Source organism: Pseudomonas sp. ADAK2, from assembly GCF_012935755.1.
Classification (GTDB): Bacteria; Pseudomonadota; Gammaproteobacteria; order Pseudomonadales; family Pseudomonadaceae; genus Aquipseudomonas.
Map to the genome: position 1 here is coordinate 2,390,266 of NZ_CP052862.1, position 18,857 is coordinate 2,409,122.

23 protein-coding genes and 1 tRNA gene are annotated in these 18,857 nt (G+C 57.8%); 14 read left to right on the forward strand and 10 right to left on the reverse strand.

Going from position 1 to position 18,857, the window contains the following annotated elements:
- Positions 1–48 precede the first annotated feature (48 nt).
- Positions 49–306, forward strand: coding sequence for an ogr/Delta-like zinc finger family protein (locus tag HKK52_RS11080; RefSeq protein ID WP_169370858.1), 258 nt, complete (start codon positions 49–51; stop codon positions 304–306).
- A 67-nt stretch (positions 307–373) separates the two neighbouring features.
- On the opposite strand, the gene HKK52_RS11085 is transcribed toward HKK52_RS11080, so the two are convergent.
- Together HKK52_RS11085 and HKK52_RS11090 are read right to left on the reverse strand one after the other, a co-directional pair.
- Positions 374–559, reverse strand: a complete 186-nt coding sequence (locus HKK52_RS11085) for a hypothetical protein (protein WP_169370859.1) — start codon at positions 557–559, stop codon at positions 374–376.
- Between the two features lie 101 nt (positions 560–660).
- Complete coding sequence (locus tag HKK52_RS11090; RefSeq protein WP_169374227.1) at positions 661–1,008, reverse strand: helix-turn-helix domain-containing protein; 348 nt, start codon at positions 1,006–1,008, stop codon at positions 661–663.
- A gap of 92 nt (positions 1,009–1,100) precedes the next feature.
- Here HKK52_RS11090 and HKK52_RS11095 point away from each other — a divergent pair, with 92 nt between their 5' ends.
- The 9 genes from HKK52_RS11095 to HKK52_RS11135 all read left to right on the forward strand — a co-directional run bounded on the left by HKK52_RS11095 (position 1,101) and on the right by HKK52_RS11135 (position 7,356).
- Entirely contained in the window at positions 1,101–1,301 is a 201-nt protein-coding gene (locus HKK52_RS11095) for a DNA-binding protein (protein WP_169370860.1), read from the forward strand.
- Between the two features lie 29 nt (positions 1,302–1,330).
- The gene (locus tag HKK52_RS11100) at positions 1,331–1,810 is read left to right on the forward strand and encodes a YmfL family putative regulatory protein (protein WP_169370861.1); all 480 of its coding nucleotides are present in this window, start codon (positions 1,331–1,333) and stop codon (positions 1,808–1,810) included.
- Positions 1,807–2,172 carry a hypothetical protein gene (locus HKK52_RS11105; protein ID WP_169370862.1) on the forward strand — a complete coding sequence of 122 codons (366 nt, stop codon included), beginning with the start codon at positions 1,807–1,809 and terminating at the stop codon, positions 2,170–2,172. Before HKK52_RS11100 ends, HKK52_RS11105 begins: the two co-directional genes overlap by 4 nt.
- 72 nt (positions 2,173–2,244) lie before the next feature.
- Positions 2,245–2,478: a hypothetical protein gene (locus tag HKK52_RS11110; protein WP_169370863.1), complete on the forward strand. Its 234-nt coding sequence runs from the start codon at positions 2,245–2,247 to the stop codon at positions 2,476–2,478.
- Between the two features lie 4 nt (positions 2,479–2,482).
- Positions 2,483–5,281 (forward strand): toprim domain-containing protein, encoded by a 2,799-nt coding sequence (locus HKK52_RS11115; RefSeq protein ID WP_169370864.1) that lies wholly within the window; start codon positions 2,483–2,485, stop codon positions 5,279–5,281.
- Between the two features lie 15 nt (positions 5,282–5,296).
- The gene (locus tag HKK52_RS11120) at positions 5,297–5,590 is read left to right on the forward strand and encodes a hypothetical protein (RefSeq protein ID WP_169370865.1); all 294 of its coding nucleotides are present in this window, start codon (positions 5,297–5,299) and stop codon (positions 5,588–5,590) included.
- Between the two features lie 66 nt (positions 5,591–5,656).
- Positions 5,657–5,905 (forward strand): hypothetical protein, encoded by a 249-nt coding sequence (locus HKK52_RS11125; RefSeq protein WP_169370866.1) that lies wholly within the window; start codon positions 5,657–5,659, stop codon positions 5,903–5,905.
- Positions 5,895–6,065: a hypothetical protein gene (locus HKK52_RS11130; protein ID WP_169370867.1), complete on the forward strand. Its 171-nt coding sequence runs from the start codon at positions 5,895–5,897 to the stop codon at positions 6,063–6,065. Before HKK52_RS11125 ends, HKK52_RS11130 begins: the two co-directional genes overlap by 11 nt.
- 106 nt (positions 6,066–6,171) lie before the next feature.
- Positions 6,172–7,356 (forward strand): Arm DNA-binding domain-containing protein, encoded by a 1,185-nt coding sequence (locus HKK52_RS11135; RefSeq protein ID WP_169370868.1) that lies wholly within the window; start codon positions 6,172–6,174, stop codon positions 7,354–7,356.
- On the opposite strand, the gene HKK52_RS11140 is transcribed toward HKK52_RS11135, so the two are convergent.
- From HKK52_RS11140 to HKK52_RS11160, 5 genes are all read right to left on the reverse strand, one after another.
- On the reverse strand, positions 7,340–7,582 hold the full coding sequence (locus HKK52_RS11140) for a hypothetical protein (protein WP_169368743.1): 243 nt from the start codon (positions 7,580–7,582) through the stop codon (positions 7,340–7,342). The two genes, HKK52_RS11135 and HKK52_RS11140, sit on opposite strands and share 17 nt — an antisense overlap.
- Entirely contained in the window at positions 7,575–7,910 is a 336-nt protein-coding gene (locus HKK52_RS11145; protein WP_169370869.1) for a hypothetical protein, read from the reverse strand. The genes HKK52_RS11140 and HKK52_RS11145 overlap by 8 nt, the downstream gene beginning before the upstream one ends.
- Positions 7,911–8,107: 197 nt before the next feature.
- Positions 8,108–9,100: a hypothetical protein gene (locus HKK52_RS11150; protein ID WP_169370870.1), complete on the reverse strand. Its 993-nt coding sequence runs from the start codon at positions 9,098–9,100 to the stop codon at positions 8,108–8,110.
- A gap of 288 nt (positions 9,101–9,388) precedes the next feature.
- Entirely contained in the window at positions 9,389–9,607 is a 219-nt protein-coding gene (locus HKK52_RS11155) for a hypothetical protein (protein ID WP_169370871.1), read from the reverse strand.
- Positions 9,608–9,811: 204 nt separating this feature from the next.
- Positions 9,812–9,901 (reverse strand) — tRNA-Ser (locus HKK52_RS11160).
- A gap of 308 nt (positions 9,902–10,209) precedes the next feature.
- On the opposite strand from HKK52_RS11160, the gene HKK52_RS11165 reads away from it, so the two are divergent.
- From HKK52_RS11165 to HKK52_RS11175, 3 genes are all read left to right on the forward strand, one after another.
- Positions 10,210–10,899 carry a crotonase/enoyl-CoA hydratase family protein gene (locus HKK52_RS11165; protein WP_169370872.1) on the forward strand — a complete coding sequence of 230 codons (690 nt, stop codon included), beginning with the start codon at positions 10,210–10,212 and terminating at the stop codon, positions 10,897–10,899.
- 214 nt (positions 10,900–11,113) lie between these two features.
- Positions 11,114–11,836 carry a 1-acylglycerol-3-phosphate O-acyltransferase gene (locus HKK52_RS11170; protein ID WP_169370873.1) on the forward strand — a complete coding sequence of 241 codons (723 nt, stop codon included), beginning with the start codon at positions 11,114–11,116 and terminating at the stop codon, positions 11,834–11,836.
- Positions 11,837–12,152: 316 nt separating this feature from the next.
- A complete protein-coding gene (locus tag HKK52_RS11175) occupies positions 12,153–13,124 on the forward strand; it encodes a magnesium and cobalt transport protein CorA (RefSeq protein WP_169370874.1) in 972 nt (323 codons plus the stop codon).
- Positions 13,125–13,163: 39 nt separating this feature from the next.
- Here the strand turns inward: HKK52_RS11175 and HKK52_RS11180 are convergent, their stop codons facing one another.
- From HKK52_RS11180 to HKK52_RS11190, 3 genes are all read right to left on the reverse strand, one after another.
- A complete protein-coding gene (locus HKK52_RS11180) occupies positions 13,164–13,886 on the reverse strand; it encodes an amidotransferase (RefSeq protein WP_169370875.1) in 723 nt (240 codons plus the stop codon).
- 95 nt (positions 13,887–13,981) lie between these two features.
- On the reverse strand, positions 13,982–16,126 hold the full coding sequence (locus HKK52_RS11185) for a 3-hydroxyacyl-CoA dehydrogenase NAD-binding domain-containing protein (protein ID WP_169370876.1): 2,145 nt from the start codon (positions 16,124–16,126) through the stop codon (positions 13,982–13,984).
- A 28-nt stretch (positions 16,127–16,154) separates the two neighbouring features.
- Positions 16,155–17,360 carry an acetyl-CoA C-acetyltransferase gene (locus HKK52_RS11190; RefSeq protein WP_169370877.1) on the reverse strand — a complete coding sequence of 402 codons (1,206 nt, stop codon included), beginning with the start codon at positions 17,358–17,360 and terminating at the stop codon, positions 16,155–16,157.
- A gap of 565 nt (positions 17,361–17,925) precedes the next feature.
- On the opposite strand from HKK52_RS11190, the gene HKK52_RS11195 reads away from it, so the two are divergent.
- A complete protein-coding gene (locus HKK52_RS11195) occupies positions 17,926–18,777 on the forward strand; it encodes a c-type cytochrome (protein WP_169370878.1) in 852 nt (283 codons plus the stop codon).
- Positions 18,778–18,857: the final 80 nt, after the last annotated feature.

Consider the following 18,857-nt stretch of genomic DNA (forward strand, 5'->3'; position numbering starts at 1 on the left):
CATCTTGTGGCAAACTGGTGGCAATTGGCTGCCCTGGGGAGGGACACAATGCGAGTTGAATGCAAGTGCGGACACAGAGGCAGGATTGCTTCGAGAGAAAAGCTTTCTACGGAGTTTGCGAAGTTGTACTGCCAGTGCCTGGATGCGAAATGCGGGCACACCTGGGTGGCGAATCTGACGTTTTCGCACACGCTGAGTCCGTCGGCTCAGTCATTCGAAAGGATGTTGTTCGACCATTTGCGCGACTTGCCCAGGGCGAAACAGCGGGAGCTGTTCGAGCAGCTGGGTGCACAGGCAGTGGCGTGAAGCGCAAATCGCCGACTCATGATGTCGGCGATCCGTTACATCAGACGTGCTTTCGATGACTGAAAAATCAGCAGTGCTCTAGTTCTTCAGGGTGAACAGCCAAAACCTCGGAAACCCGACGAAGGTGGATTTGTTCCTCCACACTCAATCGCCGGTATAGGCGAATCAAACGACGCTCGATTTGGGTAAGACCAAGCCAGTCAAAATCATCGGTATCAGCGCAAAGGTGTTCAGTGTTCGTGCGATCCAACATGCGTACTACTCCATAAAATGCATTGCTGAATCGACGATATCGGGGCTTGAAATAGCTACAACGGGGGAATACGACAAATGCTCCACAAGCATTGTTACAAGTTAATTCGTTGTTTTAGCCGCATCGTCGGCCATCGCTTTGAGAAAGCGACGAATAGCTTTTTGATCATCATCCGAAATACTTCTGAACTGATTGATCAATTCCTCTTCGGCAGCGGTAAGCAATTGACCAAGCGGTGTGGAACGCCGCCCAGTCAGCACAAAAGCTGCGTCTACGCCTCGTTCCTCAAGGGCCGCCACATAGCGGAGGTCGAGCGAGTTTGCTCCCAATTCATAATTTTTTTGTGTCCCTCGACTAACTCCTAAAAGCACTCCGAACTCTGTTTGAGTCAGTCCTAAGCGCTCGCGCTCTTCCTTTAGGCGTTCACCTACTCGATCCGCAATGAGCATTTTTTTATTCACCACCATTGACTTGATCAATTTTTTGACCAAGAATCACCACAGACAAACGCAAACAAACACAATTGAACAGAGTGCGCACTATGCCCGCCACCGTTACGCCGGAGCAAGCCCGAGAGGGTTTGAATCGCAGAGGGATCAGCATTGCGGAGTTCAGTCGAAAGCACGGATTGAACAAAAATTTAGTCAGCGACCTGTTGAACGGTCGGATCAAAGGTCGCCGTGGGGAGGCACATCGCGCCGCCGTACTACTCGGCATCAAAGACGGCGTGATTGAACAGTAACGGCACTGACCAACAGGGAAAAGTAGAAGATGAAAAGCCCCGTTCTAGAGACGCGCAAAGCAGCTATGCAAGAGATCATTCGCAGCTACCCCGATGGACGCGAAGGCGCAGCCGCTCGCTTGGGAATGAAAGTCAAAAAGTTCGACAACCACGCCTATGAGAATGCCGGTTGCAGTCCTCTGAGTGATGCTCAGGTCTACGTGCTGGAACAAGAGCGCGGCACCTATTACTTCCCGAACTATGTGGCGCAGATGTACGGCGGGTTATTCGTACCGGTCGCCGACCCTGAAACGCTGGATAACGTTGAACTGTATGCCCGATCAGTTCAGGTTTCCGTCAAGCGCGGCTGTGTTGACCAAGCCATTGCCCGAGCGCTGGAAGACGGCTCGATCAACGCAGAGGAAGCTGAAATCATCCTCAACGCTCACAACCTCCACATGGCCGCGCGTCACGCCGAAGTGCTGGCAGCCATCGACCTGTACCGTGCCAAACCGGGGAAAGGTCAATGAACATTCTGCCTGCAGTTCAGGAGTATCAAGACATGCTCAAAGCCGTGGCTTTCGCGTTCCTTGAGCGGCACCGGTGCGAACACCTGGGCGACGATCAGCAACTGTTCCAACGTGCGGTGCAGCACCTCGTCGCGGACTACAACGCCGTGGCTCAGCACGCCGAACGATTGGTACACCTGGCCAGCAGCGAAATGTCAGCGGTGAGCGATCGGCAGCGGTTGGACATTGTCAGCAGCACGTCCACCCACACCGTCATCATCGACACCGCCACCGGCAACGCCTGGGCTATCCCGGTCAGCCTGATCTACGAACGAATTCTGATCGCACCGGACAACGGGCGTTTCCGCGTCACCGCTTCGTAATACCCACCCAATAAATCGCCTGTCCCACCGCCGTGGGTTTGGGTGAGCTGCGCCCGAAATCGAGGTTTAACGATGGCAAACGCCTTAATTGTCACCACCCAATTGCCCCCGGCCGAGGCCGAAGCATTGCTGGTCAACCTGCGTGAACAGTATCGCTTGAGCCTTAACGAACACTGGTATGCCGACCAGTTCCGCCTGGTTACGGACGGTCTGCGCCACGGCGCGATCCTCGCCCATGTCCCGGTAATGGCTGCGCAAAAACGCCTTATGGCAGCCCTGTCCCACAGCCTCAAAGCAGTGAAGTAACCCCATGAAAGAAGATCTTCGCCACGACGTGCTGCAACGCCTCCAGTCCGACTTCGGGCTCAAGCACCGCACGGGCACCGACTACATGCGCGGCGGCACCTGCCCCAAGTGCAAAAAGAAGGAGCTGTATTCCCGGTTTGATACGCCATGGATGGTGATTTGTGGTCGCCCTGAGAAGTGTGGCCACACCCTGCACGTGAAAGAACTGTACGACGATCTGTTCGAAGACTGGAGCAAGCGAGCGCCGGCCACAGACCAGCAGCCCAATGCCACCGCACGCGCCTACTTGGAATTCGCCCGGGGCTTTCGGTTTGAGCTGATCCAGGGTTGGTTCACCCAGGAAACGTTCTACTCCGCTGAACACAACGCTGGCAGCGCCACCGTGCGCTTCGCCCTGGAAAAAGGCGGCTGGTGGGAACGTCTGATCGATCAGCCGCACCGCTTCGGCAAGATGAAGGCCCGCTTCAAGTCCAAGGACAGTTATCGCGGCGTGTGGTGGTGCCCGCCCTGCGTCGACCTTCTAGAAGCCAAGGAAATCTGGATCGTCGAAGGGATCTTTGACGCCATCGCCCTGGTGCACAACGACATTGCGGCAGTATCCGCCATGTCGTCCAACGCCTTCCCCAGCGACTCGCTCAAGGCATTGGTGAAAACCCGCGAGGGAGGGAAGTTACCCAAGCTGGTGTGGGCGCTGGATAACGAGCCCAGCGCCAACGCGTACACCCGGCGCTGGGTGCGCGAAGCCCGTGCCCTGGGCTTCGTCTGTGAGTCTGCACAGATCCCGCAACGCGACGGCCGCAAGGCGGATTGGAACGATCTCCATCAGCGCTGGAGCTTTATCCAGGACGATGCCAAGCGTGCCGACCAGATCGCCACCGACCTCAAGCACGCCCGTCATCAAGGCGCCCTGCTGCTGGCAGAGAGTGCAGCGGAAAAGGCCTTGCTCATGTACGACTGGAACAAGCGCGGGGAATTTCACTTGGGCTTTGGCAGCCGACTGTACTGGTTCAAGTTGGACATGGAGAAATTCAACCGGGCCATGTCCGACATCGAGGACAGCGAGAATCACGACGACCAGTTGCTCAACCAGGCGCAGCAGCGCGAAAAGGCGTTGCAGCAGTCCGGCAGCGTCGTGGAGATTGCCAATTGCTACCCCCAAGCACTGTATTTTCAGCGCAACGAAGTCACGGACGAATCCTGGTACTACCTGCGCGTGGACTTCCCACACGACTCCGAAAGCGTGAAAAACACCTTCACCAGTGGCCACCTGTCGGCCGCGAGCGAATTCAAAAAGCGCCTGCTCGGCATGGCAGCGGGTGCGATGTTTACGGGCAGTGGTCAGCAGCTCGACAAGCTCATGAAGGATCAACTGTTCGGCATCAAAACCGTGTCGACCATCGACTACGTGGGCTACAGCAAGGAATACGCCTGCTACGTCTATGGCGATATCGCGATCAAGGACGGGACCACCTACAAGGTCAACAGCGAGGACTATTTCGAGTTCGGCAAGCTGCGCCTGAAAACCCTGCAGAAAGGCGTGCCGATCAAGCTGCAGCGTGACGGGAGAGACTTCAACGAGCAGTGGGTAAAGTTGCTGTGGACCTGCTTCGGCGCCCAGGGCTTGGTGGCGCTGGTGTTTTTCTTCGGCTCGCTGTTCTGCGAACAGATCCGCGCGCGTTACCAGTCCTTCCCTTTCCTGGAAGCCACCGGTGAGGCCGGTGCCGGCAAAACCACCCTGCTCAACCTGCTGTGGAAATTGCTGGGCCGCGAAGGTTATGAAGGTTTCGACCCGATGAAGTCGACCAAGGCCGGTCGCTCGCGTCTGATGGGCCAGGTTTCCGGCATGCCGGTCGTGTTCCTGGAAGCCGATCGCCACGGCGATGATCGGGCACACGCCAAGACCTTCGAATGGGATGAACTGAAAGACTTCTACGGCGGCGGCACCCTGGCCACCAAAGGCGTCAAGACCGCCGGTAACGAGACGTATGAACCGCCCTTTCGCGGCACGATCGCGATCAGCCAGAACGCGGCCGTGGTGGCTCACGAAGCGATCATGACGCGCATCGTCAAACTGCACTTTGTACGCCCGACCGTCACACCGGAAAGCCGTGCTGCCGCTGATCAGCTCAACGCACTGAACGGCGGCACCCTCAGTCATTTTCTGCTGAAAGCGGTGGGCAAAGAATCCGCCGTACTCGATCTGTTCGCTCAACGTATGCCTGAACACGAAGCAAAGCTGCGCCGCCTGCACACCCATTGCTTCGCCTGCAGCACCGCCTATGTGAGTGATCAGGGCAACTGCAGCAGTTGCGGCTATGACCTGCGCGGCTACATCCGCGTGGAGCGGATCAGCAAGAACCACGCACAACTGCTCTCGCTGCTGGATGGCCTGCGCCTGGTGTTGAAACTGAGTGATACGCAAGTCGCGGCCACACAGCGGCAGATCGTGCGGATGGCCATCGAGCGCCAAGCCTCGATCAGCTCCGATCACCCGGCCGTGGCCGAGTTTTGGGAGGTCTACGACTACCTCGAATCCTTGAGCGAAGACCCGGTGGTCGACCACAGCAGCGACCCCACCGTGATCGCCATCAACCTCAACGAATTCTGCGAGCGTGCCGCCGAGCACAAACAGAAGCTGGCCGACGTGGCCACGCTACGCGACCTGCTCAAAGAGTCCCGCTCGCGCAAATTCCTCGACAGTAACAAGGCCGTGCACAGCGCCGTACGCGCCGCCTTCAACCACCGCAACCCCGTTTCACAACCCCGGCCGACAACAGTGAAGTGCTGGACATTCAAGGCGTAAAGGAGAGCAAGACCGATGCAAATCCAAGTGTTTATGGGCAGTGCCGGCGACGGCAATACCAGCAAGCTCCAGTCAGTTCAGGACCGTCTGGACTTCACGGGAGAAAGTGCGCCGATCATTCAGGCCGGTGCTTATGGGGAGGATGGCTTGCTGCAGATTCTGGAAGTTCGGGTAGCCGCTGGCCAGCATGAAATCCTGGTGGATGACTGCAGCCGGCAACAGATTTTGAGGGTGTTGGAATGGCAATCATGTGTTGAACATGAGCCAAATTTTGACGGCCTGGTGATTCACCTGGCCCGCAAGGACTGACCGTAAAAGAAACAGTGCCGAGGAGTTGCAGCTCCTCGACACCGAACCACTACCGAGGGCTATACCATGCAAGCACAGAACCAAAGCAGCAGCGGCACGAAGGCTACCACACCGGCGCGACACCTGGTGGCCACCGCGATCATCGGCGCCGCCGTCATCGGCTACCTGGTGCACAAAACCCCCGAGTCCCGCACCCGCCTCGAAAGCCTCAGCCAGATAGCCAGCACCCTGGGCGACCTGAGCGAAACGGATGCCGCCGTGATCAGCCAGGTGCTCGCCCGCCCTGCCGCACGGGGGCCGCGCCATGACCAATGATCCGGCCGCAACACCGACTCGGCGGTTTCCCTGGAACATCGATCACACCAGCGTGTGCGACCAGTGCGGCAAGTGGCGTGCCCAGGGCAACCATCTGAAATGCAGCCGGCGACGCCAGTTGCAGAACGCCCATCTGCGTAACTACAAACCTAAGCGCTAAGCCGCGTCCACCAGAAGATGCGCTTGCAGATACTTGGCCCGGAAACGGGCCTTTTTATTTCCGATCGTCAGACTGTCGATACACGAGTACAGCGTTAGGGGTTTACATGAGTGGGGTCGAAGCTCGCGGCAAGTCCGTGAGAATCTATTTTCAATACAACGGGGAGAAATGCCGGGAAACGGTCCCGGGCAGCAACACACCGGCTACCGTGGCCCAGGCCAAACGCCTGGCCGACATCATTGAATACGAGATCCAGACCGGCACCTTCGATTACGCCCGGCACTTTCCGAACTCGCCCCGGCTGGTGGAAAACACCTTTGGTCATTACCTGGATCTGTGGTTGAAGATCAAGGCCAACAGCGTCGCGGCTTCAAGCTACCGAGGTTACGCCAACAAGGCCGAAGTGCATGTGCGGCCACGCTGGGGCAAGGTGCAGATTAACCAGATCGATCACCTCGACCTGCAGGAATGGATTCAAGGCACGCTGTCGAACACCCTGAAGAACAAGACCATCCGCGACATCATCAGCAACGTGCGCCAGGTGTTTCGCTTGTACCGCACGCGGATGAAAGTGGCGCACGACCCGACCGAGGGGTTGATGGTGCGCCTGCCCGATCCGGAAGCCCCGGACCCGTTCACCCGGGCGGAAATCAAACAGATCCTCGACACCCCGACCAGCCGCACACACGAACTGCTGATGGTGCAGTTCATGTTGTGGGCCGGCCCGCGCGTGTCGGAGACGATTGCCCTGGCCTGGGAGGATGTCGACCTGGCGCAGGGCACGGTGACCTTTCGCCGCTCCAAGGTGCGCGGCGCCTACCGGGTGACGAAAACCCGCCGATCGATGCGCCGGGTGCGCCTGCTGGCCCCGGCGTGGGACGCCCTGCGCAAGATCGATGCGCTAACGCGCAAACGCAAGGCAGAAACCGTGGAGATCGTCGAGCGGGACAACAAGACGGTGCGGCCACACAAGCTGCACTTCGTGTTCCTGAACACCAAAAGCGGCCTGCCGCACGCCAACGACTTCGTGGTGCGCGATCGCTTCTTCAAGGCGCACTTGCTCGCCGCCGGGGTGCGTTATCGTGGACCCGGGCAATGCCGGCACACTTACGCCAGTCAGTTGCTGACCACCGGCGTGGCGTCAATCGACTGGATTGCCGAGCAGATGGGCCACACCAACGGCAACATGATTCGTCAGCACTACGGGACGTGGATCAATGAAGACGGACCGGACGTGGTGGGTATGCTGCAACTGGCCCTTAAGCTGTCACCGGTTACAGCTCTACACTGAATCCACTGAGGCCGACGCTGTCGGCAAAGCGCCCCACTGCCGTCAAGCTGGCCCAGGTGCGCAGCCGCTCACGTCGCGAGCGTACCGGGACCCAGCGCCCTTCGGCGCGGTCGCTGGCGCGAAACAGATCGTCCGCCGTGTGCGCCCGGGCAATTTGCTGCAGAAGTTTCAGTGTTTGAATCTCCACCCCGTGCGGCAGATTCAGCGTAGACAGTGCCTTATCCATGCTGATCCTCGTTCGAACCGGAGCCGTTCGCCGGCAGTGCAAACCCCAGCTCGCCAGATTCGACATCGATCAGCAACCAGCCGCCCAGCGGTTGGTTGCTGCCGCCAACGATCAGCCCCTGCACCATCAGCCCGTCGGGCAGAATCACCCGCAGCATGTTGGCGTCCTTGGGGCCTTCCAAGAAGTGCGCCAGCTCCACGCGAGTGCAATCGGAACCGACCTTACTCAAGCGCACCGGGCATTCGAGAGTCGTCAACTCGGCCGGTGGACGCCCCTCGTAGCGGGCGATCACAGCGACGGTGGCCAAGCCTTCAAAGAAGTGAGACATGAGTCGAGTTCCTGAGTGAGTCAGTAGGCGTTTGTGGAAAAACCTACGGGTCCGATAATGGTAGACCAGTCCCCCGGGGCCTGGTTTCCGTGCCCCGAAAAAAGGCCCCCACACCTGGGCCAGGTGTGGGGGCCGATTGAACATAGGGCGGAATTCCATGTATCAGTCGGAAGTACTTTGCGACCCATCCTTATCAATCATAATATTTCGATTTTTGTAACATTCAATTGGGTGCGAAAAATACGATCTTTCTCTGCAAGCCATTCCTTAGCTTTTCCTCTTCCGGAATCTTGATCAACTTGTTCTAAAGCGTATTTCGCAGATTTATATCGCTCCGCCTTATCCGAAGTAACATAGCACAGCACACTTAAATCGCTGGCCGCGAATTGTTGCTCTTGCTCAACAAGTTGAAAAACATTTTTCCTTGCCAGCTCAATTAAATCCATCCTTCTCGTGAGAGCATTAAGTTTCAACGTGCTGACGTTTTGCTCTATTTTCTCTGCTTCACCGTAGGCTTTTTGGACGTCAGAGAGGTTACGCAAAATATCTCGGTATTTCTCATCTAAAAGGAAGTTTGTGTTAGCTATCGTACCCAGCGTCATACGCTGAGTACGACGATCAGTTTTTTTCTTCCCATCCTTAGCCGTGTATTCCTTTGAAGTCACACCGATAACTGACAGAGCGTACGCACCGGTACGAGCAATGGATTCAAGGTGCCTGATAGTCTGAGGACCGAGTTTCGCACGCATTTCATGAACGCGACCTTGGACTTTAACCAAGTCTGCTTTCACTTGTTGAACTTCGTTGAGCGCGGAGTCTTTTTTTTCAACCAGGGCCCTAAGGCGTTCTAGCCCTTCTTCATACTTCTTTTGATTAAGGTACTTAGCTCTGTCAACACTAAGTTTTGACCCACCTTTAAATTTTGTTTGGGCGCAATCGTTACCAACAAGCGTAATGCTATTATCGGCAAGCACTGCAACAAACCCCCACTTGTGCCCCTCATTACATAATTTGTCATTGCCTTTCAGAAGGCAGCACTTCACTTCCTCATTAAGAAAATATTCCCCAACAAGATCTTTATAATTTTTAGGTGATACTGGGTTTTCTATTTTGAAGCCTGGGAGCGCCTCGATGTCAGAAATGGCATGGAACGTGCGGATCTCAAAATTTCTATCGAGTGTCTCGTGCATGCGGACCTGTCTTAGATATCAAGATTCTAGTGCTAGGCATTAGACGGCTGCGGAGCAGCATCGTCATCATGGCTAGATTTCGTGCCGCTAAGCCCTGGTTGGAACCAGTGCATACCTTGGCGGACTGCTCCCAGTAAACCTTCAGAAAGCGATGCTCGAAAGCAAGACTACTGTTGATCAATACAGTATAGCTGGACTTTTAAATTGCATGAGACACACCGATCTTATAGACGGTATGCACAGAACCAAGCTGCTGTTGGCCGATGGCTGCTTGCGAGGGTCGATTGGCTACGACTGCCGCAGTCGCATAATCGCGTCTGTAATCGCTTTCGCGTTTTCATCCAGGGTTTCCATAGCCCCGAGCGCGTTCTCTGCAACTGTCCCTACGCCATTCTCCGAAAGCCACTTGGTGACCTCCTCTATCGCCGCCCCAAGCGCATGCTGGTTGTGCAGTAGTAACGTGAGTGCATCTGCAGTGGCAATGTTGGAATCTGAGTTATTTGGCATAGCAGCCTTCCTTGGAGTGCGGTTCGCACAAGCCTAGTTCATCGAATCGCTGGCGCAGGTCAGCCAGCCATTCGGTGGTGGCCATTTTTGCACCAAAATAGCGCCCCAGTCCCATCTCAGTCCCATATGGCCTTTTTTCAGACGCCAAAAACCACAAACCCCCGACTTTCTCTAGGAAAATCAGGGGTTTGCGTTTACTGAATGTGGCGGTGAAGGAGAGATTCGAACTCTCGATACAATTTCTTGTATACACACTTTCCAGGCGTGCTCCTTAAGCCACTCGGACACTTCACCGTATCTCTTCAAACATGTTCTGTCTGTCGAGGCGCGCTAATGTAGTCGAAAGCTTTTCCGATGGCAAATATTTTTTTCAGAATTTTCATGCGGTTAGCGATTCAGGTGCTACGGCGGGTTCCGGGGCATGGCAAACCGGCCAATCTCTGGCGTCGCGCCCTCTTCTATAGAGAGGGGAATGCACGACCGGCATGGCCGGCTACGCCTGGCGGGCGGGGAAAGGGTGACTGGCGGGTCAGTCACGGCGCTTTACCTGGCCTGCGGCGGTGGGTAACGTCTGCCTCAACTTTCATACAAGGATTAGCGTCATGAGTGAGTTAGTTTCTTACCACCTCGAAGACGGTATCGCGACCCTGACGTTGAGCAACGGCAAGGTGAATGCCATTTCGCCGGACGTGATTGCGGCATTTAACGCTGCGCTGGATCAGGCGGTGACTGATCGTGCAGTAGTGATCATTACCGGTACGCCGGGGATTCTGTCGGGCGGTTATGACTTGAAGGTGATGACGGCAGGGCCTAAAGAAGCCGTGGCGTTGGTGACGGCTGGTTCGACCCTGGCTCGTCGCCTGTTGTCGCATCCGTTCCCGGTGATCGTGGCGTGCCCTGGGCACGCGGTGGCCAAGGGTGCGTTCCTGTTGTTGTCGGCGGATTACCGCATTGGTGTCGACGGTCCGTTCAGCATTGGCCTGAACGAAGTGCAGATCGGCATGACCATGCACCACGCCGGGATCGAGCTGGCCCGTGATCGCCTGAGCAACGCGGCGCTGCATCGTTCGGTGATCAATGGCGAGATGTTCAACCCGCAGAGCGCGATTGCTGCCGGTTTCCTTGACGTTGTGGTGTCGGCCGAGGAACTGCAAGGTGCAGCATTGGCGGCGGCGCGTCAGTTGAAGAAGATCAACATGACCGCGCACAAGAACACCAAGCTGAAAGTGCGCAAGGCGCTGCTGGAGACGCTGGACAACGCGATCATCCAGGATCAGGAACATCTGGGTTAAGCCCACGCCTGCTACAACGAAAAGCCCGACCGTCGTGTCGGGCTTTTTCGTACGTGCTCTGTTGAAAAGCCTGCAACCGCTCTAGGTCGCGTCTGACCCACAAGTCGGAAACATGCGCTTAAACATCGCCTATCTCCCACCTCTATAGCGGCAATTGCCGAAAACAGTGCACATCCGTACACTGCGCCACCTTTTGTCCCGGTGGGGCCTGTAAATGCTGTTTGTGTTTCGTATGTTATTGATGGGCCTGCACTTTATTCTGGCCGGTGTGCTGGGGGTGATCCTGGGCCTGTGCCGGCCGTTCAACCCGGACAACAGCCGTTTATGCGCGCGTCTCTATGCCTGGCCGGCGATGTGTATTTTGCGCCTGCGGGTGAAGACCGACGTCGGTCCGTTGATGGACAAGCCCGACAGTTGCGTGATCATCGCCAACCATCAATCCAACTACGATCTGTTCGTGTTCGGCAATGTGGTGCCCCGCCGCACCGTGTGTATCGGCAAAAAAAGCCTGAAGTGGGTGCCGCTGTTTGGCCAGTTGTTCTGGCTGGCGGGCAATGTGTTGATCGATCGCGGCAATGCGCACAAGGCGCGCCAGTCGATGCTCACCACCACCCACACCTTGCAGCACGAAGACACCTCGATCTGGGTGTTCCCGGAAGGTACGCGCAACCTCGGCGAAGACTTGCTGCCGTTCAAGAAAGGCGCGTTCCAGATGGCGATTGCCGCCGGCGTGCCGATCGTACCGGTGTGTGTCAGCAGTTACGTCAAACACATGCGATTGAACCGCTGGCGCAGTGGGAAAATTCTGATCCGCTCGCTGCCGGCGATTCCCACCGCCGGGTTGAGCATGGACGACATGCCGCTGTTGATCGCCCAGTGCCGCGAGCAGATGCGCGAGTGCATCGCCTCGATGGATCGGCAACTGCAAGCCGCCTGAAACACACGCCCCGTAGCAGCTGCGTTCGGCTTGTAGCAGCTGCCGAGCCTGCGAGGCTGCGTTCGGCTGCGAAGCAGTCGTAAAATCAGCCTACGCTGTGTTTCAGGAAGACCGTGTGCTCAGGTTTTACGACTGCTGCGCAGCCGAACGCAGCCTCGCAGGCTCGGCAGCTGCTACAGAACCCGCCCTGTGCGGGTTTTCTTTTGCCTGCGAAACGCTTGCGACGAACTCTGCAGATTTCACTGAATCAGAACAAGCAGAAGGCTAAGCTGCACACTGCCTGCCACTGCCATTGAATAAGAAGTGAACCACCATCATGGGTCGAGTTGTTGCTGCTGCGGTTTATAGCGCCGGTAAAAAAATCACCAATATCACCCTCGATGAAGGCGCAGCCTGGGCGGCGAAGACCGGGCACTTTGTGTGGATCGGCCTCGAAGAGCCCAACGCTCAGGAGCTGACCAACCTGCAACGCCAGTTCAACCTGCACGAACTGGCCATCGAAGACGCCCTGGAAAAACACAGTCGACCGAAGCTGGAAACCTTCGGCGATGCGCTGTTTATTGTCACGTACTCGCCAATCCGCCATGAAGGCAAACTGGAATTCATCGAGACTCACATTTTTGCCGGCAACGGCTACATCATCACCGCGCGCAATGGTCACTCGGCGTCCTACGCCCACGTCCGACAACGCTGTGAGGCGCGTCCGTTGTTGTTGGAGCACGGGGAAGATTTCGTACTCTATGCCATCCTCGATTTCGTCATCGAAAACTACCAGCCGGTGGGCGAAGCGATTCATGCCGAGATCGATGAGCTGGAGCGCAACGTGCTGTGCAGCGCATTGAATGAGCACGACATCCAGAAACTTCACAGCCTGCGCCGTGACGTGCTGCGCTTGCGCCGGTATGCGGCGCCGATGGTGGAGATTGGTGAGGAGCTGCAGAAGCTGAGCTTTCCGTTTATCGACAAGAACATGCGCCCGTACTTCCGTGATGTACAGATCCACGTCACACGGCAGATGGAAGACCTGACGACCCTGGCGGACATTGCCAGTCAGACGATTGAGGTCGGAGTATTGCTCGAGGCATCACGCCAGAGCGTGGTGCAACGCAAGTTCGCGGCATGGGCGGCGATCCTGGCGTTCCCGACGGCGGTGGCCGGGATCTACGGGATGAACTTCCAGAACATGCCGGAGTTGAGCTGGCATTACGGGTATTTCGGGGTATTGGGGTTTATTGCCGTGGGGTGTGTGAGTTTGTGGGCGAGTTTCAAGAAATCCGGGTGGTTGTAAGAAACCAGAGTGGCGAGCCCCCTCGCCACAGGTTTTGCGTCAGACCGCAGCTGGCTTATGCGCCACAAACCGCATCATCCACTCTGCGACCGTAGCACCATGATGCTCATGCTCAAGACTCGCCACGCCTTTGGAATACACCTGCTCACCCAACGCTTCCTGACGAATCTCCAACAGCGCCCGTGAGTAGTCGTGAATGAACTCCGGATGCCCCTGGAAGCACAGCACCTGGTCGTTGATGTGGTACGCGGCAAACGGGCAGAAATCGCTCGAGGCAATCACCGTGGCGTTTTCCGGCAGCGCGGTCACTTGGTCCTGATGACTGATCAGCAGTGTCAGCTCTTCCCGAACCGGGCTCATCCACGGCGCCTTCGCCGCGAGTTTGTAGTTGTGGATGCCCACGCCCCAGCCCTGGGTCGCGCGCTCGCTCTTGCCGCCCAGCAGCAATGCCAACAGCTGATGGCCGAAGCACACGCCCAACAGTTTATCGCCGCGCTCGTAGCGCTTGAGCAGGTAAGCCCTGAGGGTTTCGATCCACGGGTCGGTGCCGAAAGAATCGGCCTTGCTGCCGGTGATCAGGTAGGCGTCGAAGGTCAGCTCATCGCTGGGGTATTCGCCCTGCATCACGTTGTAGACGGTGAACTCGGCTTCGATGGGTTGTTGCGAAAACAGACGCTGGAACATCTGCCCGTACCCCTGATATTGATCGACCAGTTCCGGACGCAGGATGTCGGTTTCCAGAATGCAGATGCGTAACGACATAAAAAATACCTGACACGTGATGGGAATAATGCACACCCCAGAGCCTGCCTTGAAACACGGTGGCAAGGCAAGCCCCGGAATGCGTCATCGGTCCCTTAGAACGCTTCCCCTTTGGCGGCTTTTTCCAGCAGCAGCGCTGGAGGCGTGAAGCGTTCACCGTACTGCTCGGCCAGGTACTGGGCGCGGGCGACGAAGTCTTTCACGCCATATTGATTGATGAATTGCAGCGCACCACCGGTCCAGGCGGCGAAGCCGATACCGAAGATCGAGCCGACGTTGGCATCCGCCGTCGAAGTCAGAACGCCCTCCTCCACGCAGCGCACGGTTTCGATGGCTTGCACGAACAACAGGCGATCACGCACATCCTTCGGCGAAATCTGCCCGTCGGCTTTCTCGAAGCGGGTTTTCAGCTCCGGCCACAGATGTTTCTGCCCTGCGGCCGGGTAATGGTAGAAACCACCGCCAGCGGCCTTGCCCGGACGCTTGTATTCGTTGAGCAGCAAGTCAATCACAGCGAACGCCGGATGCTCAATCAGCGGTTTTCCTTCTGCCTGTAGGTCTTTGGCCGTTTGCTGACGGATGTGGCTCATCAGGCTGAGGGACACTTCGTCGGAGATGGCCAGAGGACCGATCGGCATCCCGGCCTTGCGCGCTTCGGTCTCGATCATCGGCGCACTCACGCCTTCGCCGAGCATGGCGATGCCTTCGTTGGTGAAGGTGCCGAATACTCGTGAAGTAAAGAAGCCGCGACTGTCGTTGACCACAATCGGGGTTTTCTTGATTTGCAGGACAAAATCGAAACCGCGTGCCAGGGTTTCGTCGCTGGTGTTCGCGCCTTTGATGATTTCCACCAAAGGCATTTTTTCCACGGGACTGAAGAAGTGCAGGCCAATGAACTTGCTCTGGTCCGGCACGGCGGTGGCGAGGCCGCTGATCGGCAAGGTCGAGGTGTTGGACGCGATGACCGCGTCTGCGCCGACGACTTTTTGTGCTGCCGAAGAGACTTTGGCTTTCAGCTCGCGATCTTCAAACACCGCTTCAATGATCAGGTCGCAACCGGCCAGGTCGGTATCTTTTTCCGTGGTTTTGATCCGTGCCAGCACCGCATCGCGCTGCTCGACGCTCAACTGGCCGCGCGAGACTTTCTTGTCCAGCAATGCCGCCGAATGCGCCTTGCCCTTTTCCGCTGCCGCAACGTTGATGTCCTTGAGCACCACGTCGATCCCGGCCGAAGCACTGACGAAAGCGATCCCGGCCCCCATCATCCCCGCGCCCAGCACGCCAACTTTTTTCGTGACATAAGGCGTAAAACCCTGCGGCCGCGAGCCACCGGCATTGATCTCATTGAGCTGAAACCAGAACGTGCCGATCAGGTTTTTCGACACTTGGCCGGTGGTCAACTCGGTGAAGTAACGGGTCTCGATCAGGTGCGCCGTGTCGCAATCCACTTGGGCGCCTTCCACCGCCGCGCAGAGGATTTTCTCCGGCGCGGGCATGGTGCCTTGGGTTTTGGCGCGCAGGATCGATGGCGCGATGGCCAGCATTTGTGCGACTTTCGGGTTCGACGGCGTGCCGCCCGGAATCTGATAACCCTTTACATCCCATCGCTGCACGGCGGTCGGATTGGCAAGAATCCACGCCCGCGCCTTGGCCAGCAGTTCAGCGTGATCCGCCGCCAACTCATCGATCAAACCGGCCTGCAATGCCTGTTGCGGCCGCACTTTTTTGCCTTCGAGCAAGTACGGCAGGGCTTTTTCCAAGCCGAGCATGCGGACCATGCGCACCACCCCGCCGCCACCCGGCAACAAGCCCAGCGTGACTTCCGGCAGGCCAAGTTGCACCGACGCATTGTCCAGCGCCACGCGGTGATGGCAGGCCAGGCAGATTTCCCAACCACCGCCCAGCGCCGCGCCATTGATCGCGGCGACCACTGGTTTGCCGAGGGTTTCCAGGGTGCGCAGTTGCCCTTTGAGCGTGAGCACCATGTCGTAGAAGGCTTTGGCTTCGGGTTTGCCGACCTTGATCAGTTCATTGAGGTCGCCGCCGGCAAAGAAGGTTTTCTTGGCCGAGGTGATGATGACGCCGGCGATGCTGTCCTTTTCCGCCACTAACCGGGCGACGCAGGTGGCCATGGCCTCGCGGTACACCGCGTTCATGGTGTTGGCGCTCTGGCCTGGCATGTCGATGGTCAGGACGACGATCTGATCCTGACCTTTTTCGTAACGAATGGCTTCAGTCATGAAGGAATTTCCTTGAAATCGGGGAGGCTCAGAGGCGTTCGATGATGGTGGCGATGCCCATGCCGCCGCCGACACACAAGGTCGCGAGGCCGTAGCGCAGGCGCCGGGTTTCCAGTTCATCGAGCAGGGTGCCGAGGATCGCGCAACCGGTGGCGCCCAACGGGTGACCCATGGCGATCGAGCCGCCGTTGACGTTGACCTTGTCCGGGTCGATGGCCATGTCCTTGATGAACTTCAACACCACCGAAGCGAAGGCTTCGTTGACCTCAAACAGATCAATGTCTTCGACCCGCAACCCGGCTTTGGCCAGGGCTTTGCGGGTGGCCGGCGCCGGGCCGGTGAGCATGATCGTCGGGTCGGTGCTGGTGACCGCCGTGGCGACGATCCGCGCCCGTGGCTGCAAGCCCAGCGCCCGGCCCTTGGCCTCGGAGCCGATCAGCATCAGTGCTGCGCCGTCGACGATCCCGGAGCTGTTGCCCGGGGTGTGCACGTGGTTGATCCGTTCGATGTGGCTGTAGACCCGCAACGCGGTGGCGTCGAAGCCCATTTGCCCCATCATTTCGAAACTCGGCTTGAGCTTGCCCAGGCCTTCCATCGTTGATTCGGCGCGGATGAACTCATCGTGATCGAGCAGGATGATGCCGTTCTGGTCCTGCACCGGCACCAGCGACTTGTTGAACGAACCGTCCGCCCGGGCCCGCGCGGCTTTTTGCTGGGAATACAGCGCGTAGGCATCGACGTCCTGCCGGCTGAAACCCTCGATGGTGGCGATCAGGTCGGCGCCGACGCCTTGCGGGGTGAAATGGCTGTGCAGGTTGGTCTCCGGGTCCAGCGCCCAGGCGCCGCCGTCGCTGCCCATCGGCACCCGGGACATCGATTCGACGCCGCCGACCACCACCAGGTCTTCGAAACCGGAACGGACTTTCATCGCCCCAAGGTTCACCGCTTCCAGGCCCGAGGCGCAGAAGCGATTGATCTGCAGACCGGCCACGCTGACGTCCCAATCGGCGATCTGCGTCGCGGTCTTGGCGATGTCGGAGCCTTGATCGCCGATCGGCGTAACGCAGCCGAGCACCACGTCATCGACCTGGCTGGTGTCCAGGGACGTGCGCTGCTGCAACGCCGTCAGCAACCCGGCCACCAGGCTCACCGGTTTGACGCTGTGCAACGCGCCATCGGCCTTGCCCTTGCCACGGGGCGTGCGTAACGCGTCGAAAATCAAAGCTTCGGTCATGTGGTCCTCGAACCTGTGCGGCGAATAAATGCTGAGTTCTTACCTTATGCCGAGCAGCCACGTATTCAATGACCGCAATGCTCACCGACGTTGACGCTCACGCTCAGACGGACGGTCATCGGCGATCGGATTAACCGATTCAGGTGACGAAGCTGTCTAGCCAACGGGCGTCCAAGCAGCTGGCAATAGGCCTCATGCCTTTTTAAGAGCTTTTAACGTTTACACCATACGAAATGGATCTAAACCAAGCGTGACGCGGGCTCTAAGGTGAAGATGTACGAAGTTGTCGTCGGGTTTTGCCGAGGCTCTCGTCCTACAGGAAGTGCAGTGCTTTGCCGTCATGGAGATATGCAGGCAGGCATCAGGAAATAACAAAAAAAGGCGGTCAGCCATGTTCAAACATTCGAAAGTACGTCAAGCCGGACTCATCCTATTCGCCACCACGCTGTTGTTGATTTTGCCGAACCTGACCAAGGTGATCGGCTAGTCGCTGGTAAAAAAACAGCGTCAGGATTTGCTATCGCCTCATAAAAATGTGACTGGCTCGCTACCCGGGCCAGCGTGGGTGTGCCAACCTTCAGGGCATTTCCACGACAGGGATGGCGATCACTTGAAAGCACTTATTCTGTTCGGGGCCTTGCTGTTCGGCACGCCCTTGTATGCCGCACAGCTGAACCTCGAGCTGGGCGCGAGCAGTCGCACCTGGCAGACCGAGGAGTTGCTCAAGCATCCTCAGGCCCAGACCATCAGCATCAGCAATGACGTTTCCTACAAACGCGATATGAGTTATCGCGCGGTGCCGTTGGCGGCGTTGTTGACGGGTATCAAGCCTGATGACCACCTGCAAGCCGTGGCCCTGGACGGTTTTGCCGCCGAGTTGGCGGCGGCGCCGTTACTCAATACCAAAGGCCCACAGGCCTGGCTGGCGATTGAAGACCCGGCCAAGCCATGGCCGCCACTGTCCGAAGGCAAGCACAGCGCCGGGCCGTTTTATCTGGTCTGGACTGATCCGCAGGCCGGCAATATCAGCCCCGAACAATGGCCGTTCGAAGTCGCCAGTATCAAGCGCATGGCGCCGGTGGCCCAGCGCTTCCCTGCCCTGCTGCCCGATCCTGCGTTGAAGACGGACGATCCGGTGAATCTGGGGTTTGCGTTGTTTCAGAAGAATTGCCTGGCGTGCCATCGACTCAATGGCGCGGGTGATGCGCAGTTCGGGCCGGACCTGAATATTCCGTATAACCCCACCGAGTATTTCGGCGCGGACTTCCTCAAGCGCTATATCCGTGATCCGCAGAGCTTGCGCCAGTGGCCGCAGGCGAAGATGCCGGCGTTTTCCGAGCAGGTGTTGCCGGCGGGGGATCTGGATTTGCTGGTGGGGTATTTGAAGCATATGGCGGGGCGTAAGGTTAAGCCCTAGCCGATCGTTCCCACGCTCTGCGGGGGAATGCAGCCCGGGACGCTCCGCGTCCCAACAGCGCACGCTGAGCGTCCATTGAG

What these genes read in the sequence shown, in the direction of transcription:
- HKK52_RS11080 (WP_169370858.1), top strand. Translation starts at nt 49, where the DNA reads ATGCGAGTTGAATGCAAGTGCGGACACAGAGGCAGGATTGCTTCGAGA.
- HKK52_RS11085 (WP_169370859.1), bottom strand. Translation starts at nt 559, where the DNA reads ATGTTGGATCGCACGAACACTGAACACCTTTGCGCTGATACCGATGAT.
- HKK52_RS11090 (WP_169374227.1), bottom strand. Translation starts at nt 1,008, where the DNA reads ATGCTCATTGCGGATCGAGTAGGTGAACGCCTAAAGGAAGAGCGCGAG.
- HKK52_RS11095 (WP_169370860.1), top strand. Translation starts at nt 1,101, where the DNA reads ATGCCCGCCACCGTTACGCCGGAGCAAGCCCGAGAGGGTTTGAATCGC.
- HKK52_RS11100 (WP_169370861.1), top strand. Translation starts at nt 1,331, where the DNA reads ATGAAAAGCCCCGTTCTAGAGACGCGCAAAGCAGCTATGCAAGAGATC.
- HKK52_RS11105 (WP_169370862.1), top strand. Translation starts at nt 1,807, where the DNA reads ATGAACATTCTGCCTGCAGTTCAGGAGTATCAAGACATGCTCAAAGCC.
- HKK52_RS11110 (WP_169370863.1), top strand. Translation starts at nt 2,245, where the DNA reads ATGGCAAACGCCTTAATTGTCACCACCCAATTGCCCCCGGCCGAGGCC.
- HKK52_RS11115 (WP_169370864.1), top strand. Translation starts at nt 2,483, where the DNA reads ATGAAAGAAGATCTTCGCCACGACGTGCTGCAACGCCTCCAGTCCGAC.
- HKK52_RS11120 (WP_169370865.1), top strand. Translation starts at nt 5,297, where the DNA reads ATGCAAATCCAAGTGTTTATGGGCAGTGCCGGCGACGGCAATACCAGC.
- HKK52_RS11125 (WP_169370866.1), top strand. Translation starts at nt 5,657, where the DNA reads ATGCAAGCACAGAACCAAAGCAGCAGCGGCACGAAGGCTACCACACCG.
- HKK52_RS11130 (WP_169370867.1), top strand. Translation starts at nt 5,895, where the DNA reads ATGACCAATGATCCGGCCGCAACACCGACTCGGCGGTTTCCCTGGAAC.
- HKK52_RS11135 (WP_169370868.1), top strand. Translation starts at nt 6,172, where the DNA reads ATGAGTGGGGTCGAAGCTCGCGGCAAGTCCGTGAGAATCTATTTTCAA.
- HKK52_RS11140 (WP_169368743.1), bottom strand. Translation starts at nt 7,582, where the DNA reads ATGGATAAGGCACTGTCTACGCTGAATCTGCCGCACGGGGTGGAGATT.
- HKK52_RS11145 (WP_169370869.1), bottom strand. Translation starts at nt 7,910, where the DNA reads ATGTCTCACTTCTTTGAAGGCTTGGCCACCGTCGCTGTGATCGCCCGC.
- HKK52_RS11150 (WP_169370870.1), bottom strand. Translation starts at nt 9,100, where the DNA reads ATGCACGAGACACTCGATAGAAATTTTGAGATCCGCACGTTCCATGCC.
- HKK52_RS11155 (WP_169370871.1), bottom strand. Translation starts at nt 9,607, where the DNA reads ATGCCAAATAACTCAGATTCCAACATTGCCACTGCAGATGCACTCACG.
- HKK52_RS11165 (WP_169370872.1), top strand. Translation starts at nt 10,210, where the DNA reads ATGAGTGAGTTAGTTTCTTACCACCTCGAAGACGGTATCGCGACCCTG.
- HKK52_RS11170 (WP_169370873.1), top strand. Translation starts at nt 11,114, where the DNA reads ATGCTGTTTGTGTTTCGTATGTTATTGATGGGCCTGCACTTTATTCTG.
- HKK52_RS11175 (WP_169370874.1), top strand. Translation starts at nt 12,153, where the DNA reads ATGGGTCGAGTTGTTGCTGCTGCGGTTTATAGCGCCGGTAAAAAAATC.
- HKK52_RS11180 (WP_169370875.1), bottom strand. Translation starts at nt 13,886, where the DNA reads ATGTCGTTACGCATCTGCATTCTGGAAACCGACATCCTGCGTCCGGAA.
- HKK52_RS11185 (WP_169370876.1), bottom strand. Translation starts at nt 16,126, where the DNA reads ATGACTGAAGCCATTCGTTACGAAAAAGGTCAGGATCAGATCGTCGTC.
- HKK52_RS11190 (WP_169370877.1), bottom strand. Translation starts at nt 17,360, where the DNA reads ATGACCGAAGCTTTGATTTTCGACGCGTTACGCACGCCCCGTGGCAAG.